This window comes from Rhodoplanes sp. (assembly GCF_013377085.1).
GTDB lineage: Bacteria > Pseudomonadota > Alphaproteobacteria > Rhizobiales > Xanthobacteraceae > Rhodoplanes.
Map to the genome: position 1 here is coordinate 67552 of NZ_JACAAX010000030.1, position 15440 is coordinate 82991.

The window sequence follows — 15440 nt, forward strand, 5'->3', positions numbered from 1 at the left end:
TGCTATGGACGGGGGGTGTTTTCGTCAGCGGCCTGAATTCATGTTCGAATTCGTCGCGATGGGTCAGCGGGCATCGGCCGCAGCGCCGCCGGGCGCAGCATTTGGTGCACCGCACCGTGCAGGGAGCAAACAATATGAGCAGCCTCGACGCGGTCGCGACGCGGAGATCCGGCACCGGCGTGACGCTGGCGATGACCACCGCGACGATCGCGGACGGCGACGAGACGACAGATTCGTCGCAGGTCGCATTGCAGCGCCTGCGCGACCTGATCGGCAGCGAGCGGTTCGGCCACGACGGCCGCCTGCCGCCGGAGCGCAATCTCGCCGACGAGATCGGCGTCAGCCGCCGCGCCGTGCGTCACGCGCTCGGCATTCTCGAAGCGGAAGGCCGCATCATTCGCCAGCAAGGCCGCGGCACCTTCGTGGCAGAGGCGCGTCCGAGCGCGTCCGAGCTGGTACGCGAGCTCGCCAAGCTCACCAATCCGGTCGACACGCTGGAGGCGCGCCTCGCCATCGAGCCCATGCAGGCGCGGCTTGCGGCGCTGCGCGCGACGCCGGGCGACATCGACAAGCTGTTCGAGGCGGCGGAAGCGAGCCGCATCGCTGCCGACCCGCCCTCCTACGAGAAGGCGGACGCGGCGTTCCATCGGCGCGTCGCGGCGGCGACCCGCAACCCGCTGCTGATCGCGATCTTCGAGGCCGTGCTGGAGACGGCCGCGGACGGAAGCTGGCGGCACGGCCGCGAGACCGCGCACTGCATCAACAACCAGGCCACCTATGCGGCCTCGCATCGCCGCATCGCCGCAGCGATCGCCGAGCGCAACGCCGCGCTGGCCGAGGACGCCATGCGGGCGCACCTGACGGCGATCCAGCAGCGGCTGATCGACACCGCCTTTCCGCGCGCCGCGCTCACGGACTGAGGTTTTCGACAGCGCCTGAACGCATCGAAAGCATCACTGACGCCGCGTCCGCTCCGAGACTCCGACCGGACGTGACGGTCGCGACGGCGCAGCGCCGGGGCGCTCATCGGAACGATGCCCTTGCACCGGGCGCGGCTGCCTGAGGGCGGCGAGCCGCGCCGCATCGTGATGGCGGCCCCAGACGATGTGGTGCACGCAGGCGAGTACCACGGTGCCGTAGAGCCCGATTTCCATCAACGGCGGCACCACTTCCATGCGGGCCTCCTGCGACTCTCAATCGCGCGGCGACGGCGGAGCGACGGTCGCGTCGGCCCGGCCGCTGCGCGCGAGTGCCGCCGCGACGAAGCCCGATGCTTTCATCTCTTCCACGAAAGCGCGCAGGAAACGCACGCCGGCTGGGCGCCCCTTCGGCGTCCCGACCGCCTGCTCGATGACCATGAAGCGGCCCGGGACGACACGCATGTCCGGATGCTGTGCCGCGAAGGCGTCGATCGCCTGCTTGACGCCGGCCGCGGCCTCGAGCTTGTCGCGCGCGAACATGTCCAGCGCCTCGGGGCCGTTCTGCTCGCGCACCAGCGTCGCCTGCTTCAGGGCGCGGGTGAGATAGAGGTCGTAGGCGCTGCCGCGGGCGACCGCGACGCGGACCCCGGCGCGGTCGACCTCGTCCAGGCTCTTCAGCGGCGACCCCGACGGGACCAGATAGACGCCCTCGATCTGCACATAGGGACCGCTGAAGTCGAGCTCGGCGCCGCGCACCGGATCGATGGCCAGAAAGACGAGGTCGATCTCGCCGCGCTTGACCGCCTCGAACACCTTGCCGGCCGCGTCGAAGACGATGAACTCGGCCGGCACGCCGAGGCGGCGGGCGAGCTCGCGGGCGAGATCGGGCGAGACGCCGCGCGGCTCGCCGCTCGCCGGATCCTTCTGGACCAGGACGGGATTACCGAAATTGATGGCGACCCGCAGCTTGCCCTGCGGCGCGAGCTCCGCGACGACGTTCGGCGAAACGGTCTGTGCGACGGCGCCGCCCCATGGAGACAGGAGAAGGAAGACCAAAGCGAGCGCTCGAATCATGCTGGGAGTCTCCCTCGGGCGGCTTTGGAGCCGGCAGCCGCTTGAACGTTTGCGCCGAGCCTATCGATCCGGATGACCATCGGGCAAGTCGCAATCTCGACGCCCTCGGCACCCGACCTCACAACGGGGCTGCAAGGCTGCTTTAATCGAGAGTTAATGGCCGCATGTTATACAAAACGCGAGTGAGGAGGCCGCCATCATGCGCAGAGCCGCTGACATGTCCGGCACGGTCCACTCCGCAACCATCCTCGGGATGGGCATCGTGCTGGCGGATACCGTCCGGCGTGGATACCCTGAACTCGCCCAGCAAATCGCCTCGACGCTCGATCTCGACTGCCGCGACTTCGCCTCGGTGGTCGACGGGGCGGACCTCAAGGAGCTCCGCCGCGCGCTGGCGCGATGACCACCCGCAACCGCGTTCGTCGGCACGGCCGGCCACCCGACGTCAGGCCCCGTCTCGGGTGCCTGAAGCCAACTCGGAACCGCGGGCCGTTCAGCCCCGTCGCTTGATGTCGACGTAGTCGCGCCGGGTCGAGCCCGTGTAGAGCTGGCGCGGCCGGCCGATCTTCTGGCTCGGATCCGAGATCATCTCCATCCACTGGGCGATCCATCCGGCCGTGCGGGCGAGCGCGAACACGGCCGTGAACATGCTGGGCGGGAAGCCCATCGCGTTGAGGGTGATGCCCGAATAGAAGTCGAGATTCGGGTAGAGCTTCTTCTCGATGAAGTACTCGTCGTGCAGCGCCACACGCTCGAGCTCCATGGCGACCTGCAGGAGCGTATCGTCGGCCCCCGTGTCGGCCAGCACCTCGTGACAGATGTCGCGCATCACCCGGGCGCGCGGATCGTAGTTCTTGTAGACGCGGTGGCCGAAGCCCATCAGACGGAACGAATCATCCGGATCCTTGGCGCGACGGATGAAGTCGGGGACGCGCTCCGGCGTGCCGATCCCGGACAGCATCTGCAGCGCCGCCTCGTTGGCGCCGCCATGCGCGGGGCCCCAAAGGCAGGCGATGCCGGCGGCGATGCAGGCGAACGGGTTGGCGCCCGACGAGCCGGCGAGCCGCACCGTCGAGGACGACGCGCCCTGCTCGTTGTCGGCGTGCAGGATGAAGATGCGGTCCATGGCGCGGGCGAGCACCGGATCGACCTGGTACTCCTCGAACGGCACCGCGAAGCACATGCGCAGGAAGTTCGCGGAATAGCCGAGGTCGTTCTTCGGATACACGAAGGGCTGGCCGCTGGTGTACTTGTAGGCCATCGCCGCGATGGTCGGCATCTTGGCGATCATCCGCATCGAGGCGACCATCCGCTGGTGCGGATCGGAGATGTCGATGGAGTCGTGATAGAAGGCCGACAGCGCACCGACGCAGCCGACCATGACGGCCATCGGATGGGCGTCGCGGCGGAAGCCCTGATAGAACCGCACCATCTGCTCGTGGATCATGGTGTGGCGGGTGATCCGGAAATCGAAATCCTTCTTCTCGGCCGCGGTCGGCAGGTCGCCGTAGAGCAGCAGATAGCTGGTCTCCAGGAAGTCGCCGCGCTCGGCCAGATGCTCGATCGGGTAGCCGCGATAGAGCAGGACGCCTTCGTCGCCGTCCACATAGGTGATCTTCGACTCGCAGCTCGCGGTCGAGGTGAAGCCAGGATCGTAAGTGAAAATGCCGGCCTTGCCGTACAGCTTGCCGATGTCCAGGACATCGGGACCACTGGTGCCGTGATGGATCGGAAACGAGTGGTGCTCGTTGCCGATCGTGAGGGTTCCGGTCTTGGGGTTGGTGCCCGAGTCTGCGTTCATGGGCATTCTCGATGTGAGGGGGGTCGACGCTCGTGCCGCGGTTGGGGCCGTGCCCAACACCGAGGTGGTACCGCATCCGCCCTACCGCTGCAAGGCGACGGCAGCCGCGCAAGCGAACGCCCGAGGGCGCACATGATTTGGTGCGGTGCATAAGGTCCGGCTGCTTACTTCGTCCGACTCGCACCCGGATGCGCGCTATCTAGCGGAGATCGCGGAACTGGGCCATGTCCTTCGCTCGAACGTCGATCAGCTTAACCGGCTCACGGCGGGTGAACCGGGACGACAATACCAGATCGCAGAACGACTCTGGGATGGGTTCGTCGCCGGCCCAATTGTGGGCCTCGAACAGATCGCCTCGATGGTGCGACCTCGCGTTCGTTGCGGCCGGCCAGGTCGTCCCGTACCGCTACACGGACTTGCGGTGTCGGCGTCATGACCTCCACGTCTCCGAGCATAACGTGCCGAACGAGTCAGCCCAGCACCGGTGAGGTAGTTAGATTTTGGCTTCGTTCTGCCAAAACTGACCGGACGCTTTAGGTTAATTTTCCTTTGTCGACTGATTTTAATCCTTCGGCAACGAGGATGTCGAGGAATCAACGTGCGGTCCCGCAGCCCCCGGCGTGATCGGCGCCGATCCTAGCACCATTGCCGACTACCGAGCCGCTTGGTCCAAGAGCCTCTTGCCCTGGTAAATCCTTGAGCTGGTTGGTAGCGTTATTATCCGGAGGTCCGGTCTGTCTGACGGTTTGATAATCTTCTAACCCCAATCCATGGAGCCGGCGGTGGCCGATCCGCATTAGGCCCTCTTCGGGTGAGGGCCAAGACATCCGTCACGAGCAGCCAAACCACGGTATCCGGAGGCGTACGGCAGCGCCTCCCCGGGGCGAGAGGGTTTTCGTAGTCCTTGGGGCGCGCCAGCTCGCGACGTCAGCGATCTGCTCAAGGACCTCTCACCGTCTCTCTCCGGTGAGGACGACGGTCAGGAGCACGATCACCTCGCTGCCGGCGTTGACGACCACCTGTTGGCGAGTGCAGCGACACCAAGGCCGAGGCGTTTCTTATTGGGGCGACAGAGCTTCTTTTCTTCGGCGATCGATCGCCTCAACTCGGCGTGGCTTTCGTGACGGAGATCGTCGGACAGATCACATTCGTACGGGCGGCGGCCGCGGGCTGCGATCAGCCGCGGGTAGACAATTCCTGGCTTCGGTTTGACAAGGCGCTCGATCTCGATCCTGTAATACAAGGGATCAGGTAATTCGTAGCCGTATCTCAGCGCCATTCTACCGACTTTTTTGATCACATCAGAGAGGCGCGTCGTGCGTGCGTCGAGCCAAAAGTCCAGGTCGCCGGGATCTGGAATTCCCCATCTGACCTCGCCAGCGTAGAACTCGTAGGGGCGGTGGTTTCTCCAGGCCAACGCGGCATGGATGGTCTGGTGAAGCCGGTCGAGGTCGATGTCGAATGGCACCTCGATGCGACGGATGACTGGCGGACCGTTGTAATCAAGCGTTATCTTCACGCGGGCGATAGCGGGGGCGATGTTGCCGATCTTCGTCGCTCGTTTTCGTGACGGTTTGGAGCCACCGCCCTGGCGTTTGGCCGGGTATTCGTCTTGGCGCTCTTCAGTCTGCGCTGCGAGACGCGCCAGATCGAACTTGCGGATTGCGGATTTCCGGCGCGACTGTGCGCGACGCTCATAACGATCGATGGCACGTGCTTCCACGTCTTGTGCCGGATTCATGGTCGACGCTCTGATCAGCTCGGGCGCGGCCGAGTCCAGTGCTTCGGCCAAGTGGACCGCGTCGTTCGGCTGGTGCTCGTCACGTTCGACGCACGACCCCGACACCGGAGCATGATCGGACGGCCGCGGCAGACTCAACTTGAAGAGTGTTTCGCGGGCTTGCCGGATTCTCCGCAGGTCGATTTCGGCCTCGGCGATCTGATACGCCAGTTCCAAGAGATCGGGCCGGGTTTCCTCGCCCATGATGGCATGGGCGAGTTTTTCGATGTCTTGGTCGGCGCCTGCTTCTTTTCGGACCGACATGGCGAGACCATGCCGCCGCGCGTTGCCACGCGCGGCGAGCTTGCCCGCCTTGGTGCGGGGGCCGGTGCTTTTGGCGGCGTTCGCGCGATTGGCAGTCCGCTGCCGGTCGCTCGTCATGAGGGCCGCTCCGAAGCATCGTTCGCCGGCCTGTTCAACGCAACCGGCGCAATCTCCTGGAACTCGGCATCGACGGTCTCTTCGGCCGCGCGTTGAACGCGCTTCCCCCAGCCCGTATGGCGGCGCTCGATCCGCTGGAGGATCTTGTCACGCCGATTCTCGCATCGTTCGATCTGCTCATCGATCCGATCGAGCTCTTCGGCCTGGCACGTCAGAGCAATCGACGTGATATCTTCCATGGAGAGCCCGGCGTTGGCGATGACTGATTCGACGTACGGTGTCGTTTTCTCATCATCCCTGAACCAGTTCTGCGCGAACACATCGGCATCGTCCTTGAGAGTTTTCCGGTTTCGCTCGTGCGGCAAGCACTTCAATAGTGCCTGTTCCATGGCTTGCCGACGTCCAAGCTTGATCGTGCTGGCCTGAACTCGCCTGAAGCGCTGGATGTCCCAGGTGATGTTCACAAGGTCACTCACCATCAGCCAGTCGATGATGTCCACAGCGCCCACGGCTGCACCGATCCGGTTGATCAGGTCCTCATAGTGCCTGGGCTTCTCGCCATCCACGGTCCAACTGGGTCCGAGGAGGGCCCGCACGTCTTTGGGAACGGGAGGAAATTCGGGCACCAGAATCAACTTACGAGACTCGGAGTCGGTCATGCGGATCCTCGATTTGGTTTGGTCATCTCTGATCGAATTAGACACGAGTAAGATTAAAGTGGAGTGGAAGAAGGTGACGAGTGCCGACCTCTCGGGTGGTGCCGTCCGGGACGGGGACGCTGTGAGGCCGACCACGGAGCCGGCGTGGCCCCGCTCCAGTGCGCAAGCGTGCCCACAGATCGTTAGCCACCGGCAACGGGTCGATCGCGATGGCAGTCCACCACGTTGTCTCGTTCCCGGAGCAGTGGAGCATCCGGTGGTGGGTATGGCACAGCGGGACCGTGAACTCGTCCGAGACCTCGCGGCCGAGTGCGCAGTGTTGGGCGAAGCGGAGGTGGTGGGGGTCGGAGGGCTTGCGGCCACAGATCAGGCAGGGGCGCCGCGCCACGAAGCCGAGGTGGGCCTTGTCGCGGTAGCGCTTCGGCGTGGCGATGGTCAGGGCGCTCTGGTCGATGGTGCCGAGCACGGCCGGGTCGACCTCGGCGTCGACCTCTGGGTCAGCAACAGTCGCGCTCGGCGCGGCGGAGTCGCCAGCGCGTGGGTCGATGGCCCTGGTTCAGGTCCCTCGGCCCCGTCAGCGGTGGCGTCCGCGACCGCGTCGTCATGAGGGCCGCTCGGAAGCGCCGTTCGTGGGGCTATTCAACGCATTCGGCGGGACTTCTCGGAACTCGGCATCGACGGCCTCTGCGGCTGCTCGCCGAGCGCGCTTTCCCCAGCCCGTATGATGCCGCTCGATCTGCTGCAGACTCTTCTCGCGTCGAGTCTCGCATCGTTCGATCTGGTCAGCGATCCGATCGAGCTCGACGGCCCGGCACGTCATAGCTTGCGACGTGATGTCTGCCATGGAGAGCCCGGCGCCGGCGAGAACTGATTCGACTTTCTGTGTCGCTTCCTTGTCACCTCCGAACCAGCGTTGCGCCAACAGGCGGGCTTCATCTTTGATGCCGGCCCAGCTTCGCTCGTACGGCAAGCAATGCGCCAAGGTCTCTTCCATGGCTTGGCGACAGCCGATCTTGATCGTACTGGCCTGAGCACGCCTGAAGCGCTGGATCTCCCAGATGATGTTCACGATGTCCTTCACCAGCACCCAGTCGATGATGTCGTCGGCTCCCACGGCAGCACCGACCCGGCTGAGCAGGTCCTCATAGCGCCTGGGGTTCTCGGTGCCCAGGGTCAAACTGGACCCCAAGAGAGCCCGCACGTCCTCGGGGACGGGCGGGCATTCGGACGCCAGAACAAGCTCACGAGAGTCGCAGTGGGCCATGGGATCCTCGATTCTGTCTGGCCGTTGCTGACCCTGCTTGACCCATTCAGATTAATGAGGAGTGGAGATCGGCGACGAGTTGCCGACCTCTTGGGTGGTACCGTCCGGGACGGGGACGCTGTGAGGCCGACCACGGGGTCGGCGTGATCCCGCTCCAGCCCGCGAGCGCGCCCACAGCTCGTTCGCGATCGGCAGGGGGTCGATGCCGACAGCGGTCCACCACGTTGTCTCGTTACCCGAGCGGTGGAGCACCCGATGGTGGGTGCGGCAGAGCGGCACCGTGAACTCGTCCGAGACCTTGCGGCCCAGCGCGCGGGGTTGGGCGAAGCGGAGGTGGTGGGGGTCGCAGGGCTTGCGGCCGCAGACCAGGCAGGCGCGCCGCGCCACGAAGCCGAGATGGGCCTTGTCGCGGTAGCGCTTCGGCGTGGCGATGGTCAGGACACTCTTGTCGATGGTGCCGAGCACGGCCGGGCCGATCTCGGCGTCGTTCTCTGCATCAGCAACTGCCTCGATCGGGGCGCCGGAGTCGCCGGAGCCGTCGGTCAATGGCGCCAGATCAGATCGATCCGCCCGATCCGAGGTGGCGTCCGCGACCGCGTCGTCGGGCGGGGCGGCCGCCCCACTGGGCCTCGTGCTCGGTCCCTCCGCCGATGGCCGCCGCTCGGCGCGGGCCTGGAACGCCGCCAGTTCGGCGAGCGGTCCGCCGTCGTCGGGGCCCCCTACACTGTGTTCGGCGTGTGCCCCCTGCCCGGCCGTCGAGGCGGCCCCACCGGCGACCGGCGGAGACACTTCGGATGCTGGCGTCGAATCGCCCGTCACCGCAGTTGCCTCCGGCTCGTTCCGGGCAAAGCCCTCACCGGCCGTGTGGTCGTCGAATGACTGCAGGATCAGCGCAAAGGCGGATTCGATCGCTGTGGCGTCCACGGCCGTCAGGCTGTTCTTGATGCGCAGCGTGCGCTGGGCCCAGGCGACCACGTCGGTGGCGGTGCTGAACCCGGCCAGTTCGGTCAGCAGGGCGTCCCGGGTCAAGGCCGAATCGTGGAGCGGCAACATCGGGCGGGACGTCGTGATCTTGGCGCTGGCGGCCCCGGTCCGCCCAGAGCCATGGCCGCGTCCGACCCCAGACGACGAGCCGGGCGCCTGGGCAGGAACGATCGAGGGCGCCGTCGGCCCCTGCTCCGGCCGGCCACTGCCGCGACCATCGCGGTCGCCGTCACCGTTGTCCTGTCCCTCCCCGGTCCCATCATGGGGCCCATCGTGGAGGTCTGGCGCGTCGAGGTCGTCCTCGCCGGCGATGCCGACCAGGGTGAAGAGGGCGTAGCGCCGCGCATAGGTCAGGGCCGCTCCCATCCGCCGGGGTGACGAGAGGTCGGCGACCGGGCACACCGGCCACTCCGAGGCGATCCACTCGCCCGAGGTGTGGGCGAGCGTCGTGGTCAGGGTGATGACGCCGGCGGCCGCATCAGTCGCGGTCGTCTGCAACACCGCGATCTCGTGCCGGCCCAGGGTCTTGCGGACGATGTCGAGGCCGCTCGATAGGGAGGCATAGCGAAAACTCCGCTCCCCCTGCCCTCGCCCGGCCAACGTGACCGTGCCGACCAGCGACTTCTCGGGGTTGACGAGCTCGATCTGCGCCTTGGCGAGCGCCGTCGCGAGGGAGGCGACCGACTCACTGGAGCGGGGCATGGGCCACCTCCAGCACGTCGAAGCTGACCGCGCCGGCCTTGGAGCGCTTCCCCCGGACCCCGTGCCCGACCGCCTCCTTGGCGTCCTCCGGCATCAGCGCCTTCAGCTCGGCCTTGGCCCGCTCGTGGTCGAGGTGGGCCGACCGGGTGGTGCGGAACAGCGCCGAGAACTCCGCCCAGGCATTCGACGCCGACATGTCGACCACCCGCACCGCCTCGATGCGCGGCTTCGGCGGCTCGGCGTCCCACAGCTGCGGGCGATCTCCGGTCTGGACGGCCCGCCAGAACGCCTTCTCGACGGCGACCAGGACGGTCTGGTAGAGCGGGTCGGCCGCAATCGTGATCTCGACCCACTTGCCACCGCCCGTGATGATCGACAGCACCGACGAGCGCGTGCCCACCACCAGCATGTTGTGCTGGAGCTGGGCCATGTGCTTCTCGGCCGCCGCCTCTTCCGAGAACGACCAGGGCAGCATGAACTTGGCCTCGAATACCGCCCCGGTCTGTTCGACCACCCCGTCCAGGGTCGCCGCCATCCAGGGCAGCGACGCGTGGAGGGCCCGCCGCTGCACCTGTCCGACCCGGTGTCCGGACTGCTTCTCGTACCAGCCCCGATTGAGGTCCTCGGTCGCCACCCCGAGCTGCACGATCAACTCGCCCGACAGGTCCTGCGGCTCGATCTCGCCGCGCTTCTCGCGCCACAGGCGCAGCAGCGCCCCCTCGTCCCGCCCCATCACCACCCGGGCATCCGAGCCGCCAAGGAAGGTGCGGCGATCAACGTCTTCTCGCTTAAGCGCAAACATGCCAACTCCAATATGTTGTTTTTCGACAGTTCTGTCGTAAAACAACGCTTAATAGCTGTCAATCGAAAAACGACAGAATTGACGAAATCAGCTGTTTCAGTGATCAACTCGGGATCATGTTAAGCGCCGCACAATGTCGGGCCGCTCGGGGCCTTCTTAACTGGACCCAGCAGGAACTTGCCGAAGCCGCTAAGGTCGGTGTTGTGACTGTTCGGCAGTTTGAACTGGCAGGTGCCGTGCCGCGCCGGGCAACGCTACTTGCGATCAAAACAGCGTTTGAAGCCGCTGGCGTTGAATTCATCGCTGAGAACGGCGGCGGCGCCGGTGTTCGGCTGAAGAGATCTACGGCAGCAAGCTAGGTTTGAGAGAAGAGTCGGCGGATTTCTGTGTCTGCACTGACAGCTATGCACGCCAGTCCGTAGCCAGCAGGTCTGCCACTACATCACCGAGCCGGTCAGTGGCCGTGACTGCCGTCGTTCCCGCCACGAGATACGGCAGCGCCTCCTCCTCGGTACATCCGTAGCCGGTGCGCACCAGGATGCAACGCGCAAGCCCGGCCGCGATACCGGCCTCGATGTCGGAGCGTTTGTCGCCGACCAGGACGGAGCGCGCGAGGTCCACCTGGAGAAGATCGGCGACGGCGTGGATCATACCGGGATTGGGCTTGCGCCAGGCGTGCCCCGGCACGCGATAGCGATCGCTGCCTGTGTCGTGATAGGCGCAGGCCGCGACCGCGTCGAGCCGTGCCCCGGCTGCGGCCAGGCGGGCGATCAGCTCGGCCTGAACGGCCGCGAAATCGGTCCAGTCGTAGTAGCCGCGGGCGATACCCGACTGGTTGGTGATGGCGACGACGGGGATGCGGCTGCCATTGCAGCGCGCGATCGCCTCGGCCGCACCGGCGATCAGGCGCACGTCCGCCGGATTCGAGAGGTAGTGGGCCTCCTCGACGATGACGCCGTCACGGTCGAGGAACAGGGCCGGTCGCCCGACCGGCACGTCGGTGGCAAGCCGTTCGAGCCAGCACCCGGCGCCGTCGAAGAGGCGAGGATCCGTCATCGCGCTGTCAGTGCTCTTCACGGGATGCTCTCGAGGGGGGGGCCGCCTTGCGCGCCTCACGCCCCATAGGGCTCGCAAGAGCCGGACGGCTGGCGCTTCTTGATCCTTCAGGAACCGCCAGGGTACAGGTCCGCTGAGCCGGGCGAACGCGTCTCGAAAGAATCGAGTCTGCCATCTGAGAATGCCCGGAACGACACCGCGGCGCGCCGAACCAATGCGTATCGCCAATTGCAACCTTGAGCCAACCATTGCGAAATCGCTTGGTCGAGTCAATCGAGTAATGCGGCTTTTGCGCGCTTTCACGCGCGGGACTGCATGTGGTCAGAGACAGCGTGGAAAATAACGAGCGTGATGGCGGGCCGGACATTGCTCGACGCTCGACGCTCAGCCGACCAGCCGCAAGTCACCCTCACCGGAGACTAAAAATGGTCAATCGCAAGACGTCATCACCTTCGCCAACGGCGCGGCGATTCACCCGACTGATTTCATTTTCGCGTGCCACGCGGCGAAAGCAGAGAAAGACAGCGCGCGCATGCGTTCGTCGGCCGGCCGGATCATTTCGAGGTCGACGCATGAGCGGCCCAGCAATGCTCGCCCGCCTACGGCAAATCGAGAGCCGCGGTGAGATCGCCCACTTTCTCCCGGACACCCGGCAAAGGTTCGAGTCCGTACCGCGTTGTAATCAGCTTCAATATCGAGGACGTGTCGTAGACCGTGTGATCGACGAAACCGCGCTTCGCGAACGGCGACACGATCAGAGTCGGAATTCGTGTTGCAGGCCCCCATCGATCACTCCATCCCGGACCCGATGGTGGCGGGACGTGATCCCAGAAGCCGCCATTTTCGTCGTAGGTCACAATGACGACCATGTTGTTCCATTGGGGCGAGCGTCTGAGCTTCTCGAGGATGTCGGCTATATGAGAATCGCCGGTTATCAGGTCGGTATAATACGGATGCTGATTGAACAGACCAACCGGCTTGTAAAACGTCACTGACGGAAGGGTGCCGCTGTCGATAGCTCTTACGAATTCCTCGCCGTCCCTGAGGTGCTCAACCCGATCGCGGCTGCCCGGAGCGAACCGCGCATAATAATTGAAAGGCTGATGATGCGGCTGAAAATTCAGCGATCCATCGGCACGAGTGTAGATCACGTAGCGCTTCTGCTGCGATGGTTGCATGCTGTCCTTCAGCGCTTCGTTCCATCCGCCTGCATACCAGATCCACGACACGCCCCTGGCAGACAAGGTGTCGCCGATCGTCTTCATCGCCGATGGCGGGAGAGGACGTCCGATCCGGCCCCCACCAATTGGATCGGCATATGCCGGCGATCCGCCGTCCACGGGGGGCACGCCGCTCGGTTGAAACGGCGGCTGCGTCGTATTCACGGTATAGCCGTCGGGCGTAACCTGACCGCCCAGACCGCCCGAGTAGGTCCGCACCGCCCCATCCTTTGCCGAGGGCGAATCCGGCATCTTCTTCAGTTTGCCGTTTTCGTCGAGAACGGCGCGCATGGAGTCCGGCGCATCCTCGAACTTCGGGGCGCAGGCACAGATCAGATAATGATGATTCAGGTACGAGCCGCCGAAAGTGCCCATAAAGAAATTATCGGCGAGAACGTACTCCTTCGCCCACGCCCACATCTTCATTCCGCTGCCGTCGACATATCCCATGGTATAGCCGCCGACCGTCGACATTGCGGCGAACATGTCGTTCTTTCCGCCGTTGATCTGCTCCCTGCTGTGGTAGTAGGCGTGGATCGGACTCAGCATGACGTCGGTCAGCGACTTGCTCAACGGAGCCGCATCAATTCGAAACGGTGCGTTCGGCAGCAGCGGATAGTCCGGATCCGGCTCTCCCTTCGGATTCCAGACACGCAGATTAGGCAGTTCAGTGCCGTCGTGATCCCGCTGGATGAATTGATCCCTTGTCGCGTTGGCAACTCCGTTCGCGCCCGGAAACAGGCCGTACAGGTGATCGAAACTGCGATTCTCGGGATACAGCACAACGATGTTCTGGATCCTCGAAAGATCTGCGGCGGACGTCATTTCCCAGGGACAGGCCGCAGCCGCAAAGGCGACGGCAATTCTCGACCACGACCCGAGGCGAAGAGTCATCTCACGGAGACGGAACATATCTCGCTTCCAATCAGCTCCGACGCAATTCGCGTCGCCCGCCCATGCCACACCAGCCACCCGAGCACCAAAACCAGAGCACAGCATCGCCAATCAGCGACCAGCCGAACCGACGTTGAACCGGCCTTGGGCCGACCAGGGCAATGCCGTCAGGCATTTCCAAAGCGCCGCGCATAAGCGTTCGGCACCTGCCGACGATCGATCGAACCATGACTCAGCCGACTGATCCGCCTGCACTTCGATCAGAGCCGCCGCCTCGGCCTGTCCGCACGCCTGGCATCTCTGCACGAGGGAGTGCCGATGTCGATCCGCAGGCAGGAAAGAGTCCTCTGCGTCAGGAGGCGGCATAAATCCAGCTCCCACGATCTCGCTCAAAGCGCAATCGGCATCGAGACAGGTTCCATTAGGCTCACAAGCTGCCTTTCGAGGTGCTCGTCATCGCCGTTGGCATGTCCGAAGTGGTGATGATAAAGACGCGCGAGGTTCTCGGCCGCGAGCCCCGCCATTTCAAAATGGTCCCGTCCTGCCGTTGAAGAGGCCCGCTGCTCGGCGTCGAATCTCGCGGCGACCGGGGCGAACGACTGATACAGGATCCACTCGGCAGGGTTCCGACAGCAACGCTCGATTCGATCGTGCGTGGCCGGGTACATCAGCTTTTTGATGCTCTGCTGTGAGATTACAAAGCTCGTCACGGCTCTTTCGAGAACGAGCGTGATCTGAGGGATGGGAAACTGGTTTGGTGCGCGCCATTTTCGGGGCGTGAACAGAAACGCATCGGTTTCCGGTCGCAATTTCCGCCGATCGACGGACAGAACATCCTCGATCAGGCGCACGCAGCGGTCCCACACCGATCGATTGCCCACCCAATAATTCATGCAAAAGAAGTTCGAGAAATCCTGCCTCTGGCAAATCCAGGACTCGAAGTCATAGTTCGTGAACTCGAAAAGCTCCCTCGCGGCATCCATGAACTGATTTCCATACTGATATCTGGACTGCGACCATCCATTGAAGAAAAATGCGGGATGCTGAGGCCGTGGATTGACGACATAAACGTCATAGCCGGGATTGAGCTTCGTCCACTCGATGAACTCTCGGCCCGAGACATTCGCCTTCGCGGCGAATTTGGGTGAGAATGCTCCCGTGAGTTCGGACTTCTCCATCTCGCCACGCTTGTGCAAATCGCGAAACACCGCGAATTCACGAAGTGCGGGCTGAGGATTGTTCCGCCAATCGAGCGCTTCGAAGCCGGGCTCCGGCCGCGCGTAAGCACTTTCGTTCCAACAGATTTGAAAGACTCTCAGGCTCATCAACGCAACTCCACGAACTGAGCACCAAAGCGGCCCGCCCCGACCTACGGGACAAAGTTGCAGTGGCGTGCCAATCCCTGCCGTTATCGACCCTATCGAGGGAATCCACCTTGGAGGGGGGCGGGACGGTCCAATCGCGCTATTTATATTATAATCTAAAGCTCTCCGTCCGCCAGAGTGAGCGCGCCCGGCGCTGATGGTCCGGATCGCCGAGCTTGGTACGCGGATAGGAGGGCCAACAGGCTAGTATGCAGTACGCGAGGCTCGCCGCGATACCAACCTCGATTTCGGAGCGGTTTTCGACGGCCGGAACGGACCGGGCGAGATCGACCTGCAGACGGCCGGCAGCGGCGTGGATTCCGCCGGTTCGACCAGAAGCGCCCTCGTTCACTGCATGATAGCGATGCGTATTCGCTTGAGCGCCGTTTGCCGGCACCGGACGCTCCTGCCGTGCGAGAAGCTAAGGAAAGTTCGGCCTGAGAGCCTGACCGAAAATTGAGTGAGTGATTTCGGGGGGCTGTGTTTCCGTCGGATTTGCGAAGATTCGATGGAGAGCACGATGCCTTGGACCGAAACCA

At 64.3% G+C, this 15440-nt stretch carries 14 protein-coding genes; 3 read left to right on the forward strand and 11 right to left on the reverse strand.

Annotated elements, in window-relative coordinates; genetic code table 11:
• Positions 1–134 precede the first annotated feature (134 nt).
• Positions 135–920: a FadR/GntR family transcriptional regulator gene (locus tag HXX10_RS19680; protein ID WP_296524547.1), complete on the forward strand. Its 786-nt coding sequence runs from the start codon at positions 135–137 to the stop codon at positions 918–920.
• Between the two features lie 33 nt (positions 921–953).
• Here the strand turns inward: HXX10_RS19680 and HXX10_RS19685 are convergent, their stop codons facing one another.
• Together HXX10_RS19685 and HXX10_RS19690 are read right to left on the reverse strand one after the other, a co-directional pair.
• Positions 954–1175 (reverse strand): hypothetical protein, encoded by a 222-nt coding sequence (locus HXX10_RS19685; protein ID WP_296524549.1) that lies wholly within the window; start codon positions 1173–1175, stop codon positions 954–956.
• 18 nt (positions 1176–1193) lie between these two features.
• On the reverse strand, positions 1194–1994 hold the full coding sequence (locus tag HXX10_RS19690; RefSeq protein WP_296524550.1) for an ABC transporter substrate-binding protein: 801 nt from the start codon (positions 1992–1994) through the stop codon (positions 1194–1196).
• 199 nt (positions 1995–2193) lie between these two features.
• On the opposite strand from HXX10_RS19690, the gene HXX10_RS19695 reads away from it, so the two are divergent.
• On the forward strand, positions 2194–2397 hold the full coding sequence (locus tag HXX10_RS19695) for a hypothetical protein (RefSeq protein WP_296524551.1): 204 nt from the start codon (positions 2194–2196) through the stop codon (positions 2395–2397).
• A gap of 90 nt (positions 2398–2487) precedes the next feature.
• Here HXX10_RS19695 and gltA read toward each other — a convergent pair whose 3' ends face one another.
• From gltA to HXX10_RS19725, 6 genes are all read right to left on the reverse strand, one after another.
• Positions 2488–3795, reverse strand: coding sequence for a citrate synthase (gene gltA / locus HXX10_RS19700; RefSeq protein WP_296524552.1), 1308 nt, complete (start codon positions 3793–3795; stop codon positions 2488–2490).
• 991 nt (positions 3796–4786) lie between these two features.
• Positions 4787–5956: a plasmid pRiA4b ORF-3 family protein gene (locus HXX10_RS19705; protein WP_296524553.1), complete on the reverse strand. Its 1170-nt coding sequence runs from the start codon at positions 5954–5956 to the stop codon at positions 4787–4789.
• Positions 5953–6615, reverse strand: coding sequence for a hypothetical protein (locus tag HXX10_RS19710; protein ID WP_296524554.1), 663 nt, complete (start codon positions 6613–6615; stop codon positions 5953–5955). Before HXX10_RS19710 ends, HXX10_RS19705 begins: the two co-directional genes overlap by 4 nt.
• A 601-nt stretch (positions 6616–7216) precedes the next feature.
• A complete protein-coding gene (locus HXX10_RS19715) occupies positions 7217–7792 on the reverse strand; it encodes a hypothetical protein (RefSeq protein WP_296524555.1) in 576 nt (191 codons plus the stop codon).
• A 138-nt stretch (positions 7793–7930) separates the two neighbouring features.
• Positions 7931–9565, reverse strand: a complete 1635-nt coding sequence (locus HXX10_RS19720; RefSeq protein ID WP_296524556.1) for an ERF family protein — start codon at positions 9563–9565, stop codon at positions 7931–7933.
• Positions 9549–10367: a YqaJ viral recombinase family protein gene (locus tag HXX10_RS19725; RefSeq protein WP_296524558.1), complete on the reverse strand. Its 819-nt coding sequence runs from the start codon at positions 10365–10367 to the stop codon at positions 9549–9551. The genes HXX10_RS19720 and HXX10_RS19725 overlap by 17 nt, the downstream gene beginning before the upstream one ends.
• Before the next feature lie 116 nt (positions 10368–10483).
• On the opposite strand from HXX10_RS19725, the gene HXX10_RS19730 reads away from it, so the two are divergent.
• Positions 10484–10726, forward strand: a complete 243-nt coding sequence (locus HXX10_RS19730) for a helix-turn-helix transcriptional regulator (protein ID WP_296524559.1) — start codon at positions 10484–10486, stop codon at positions 10724–10726.
• Positions 10727–10769: 43 nt separating this feature from the next.
• Here HXX10_RS19730 and HXX10_RS19735 read toward each other — a convergent pair whose 3' ends face one another.
• The 3 genes from HXX10_RS19735 to HXX10_RS19745 form a co-directional block, all read right to left on the reverse strand.
• Positions 10770–11444, reverse strand: coding sequence for an HAD-IIIA family hydrolase (locus tag HXX10_RS19735; RefSeq protein ID WP_296524560.1), 675 nt, complete (start codon positions 11442–11444; stop codon positions 10770–10772).
• 578 nt (positions 11445–12022) lie between these two features.
• Positions 12023–13555, reverse strand: a complete 1533-nt coding sequence (acpA, locus tag HXX10_RS19740; protein WP_296524561.1) for an acid phosphatase — start codon at positions 13553–13555, stop codon at positions 12023–12025.
• A gap of 371 nt (positions 13556–13926) precedes the next feature.
• Positions 13927–14862 (reverse strand): hypothetical protein, encoded by a 936-nt coding sequence (locus HXX10_RS19745; RefSeq protein WP_296524562.1) that lies wholly within the window; start codon positions 14860–14862, stop codon positions 13927–13929.
• Positions 14863–15440: the final 578 nt, after the last annotated feature.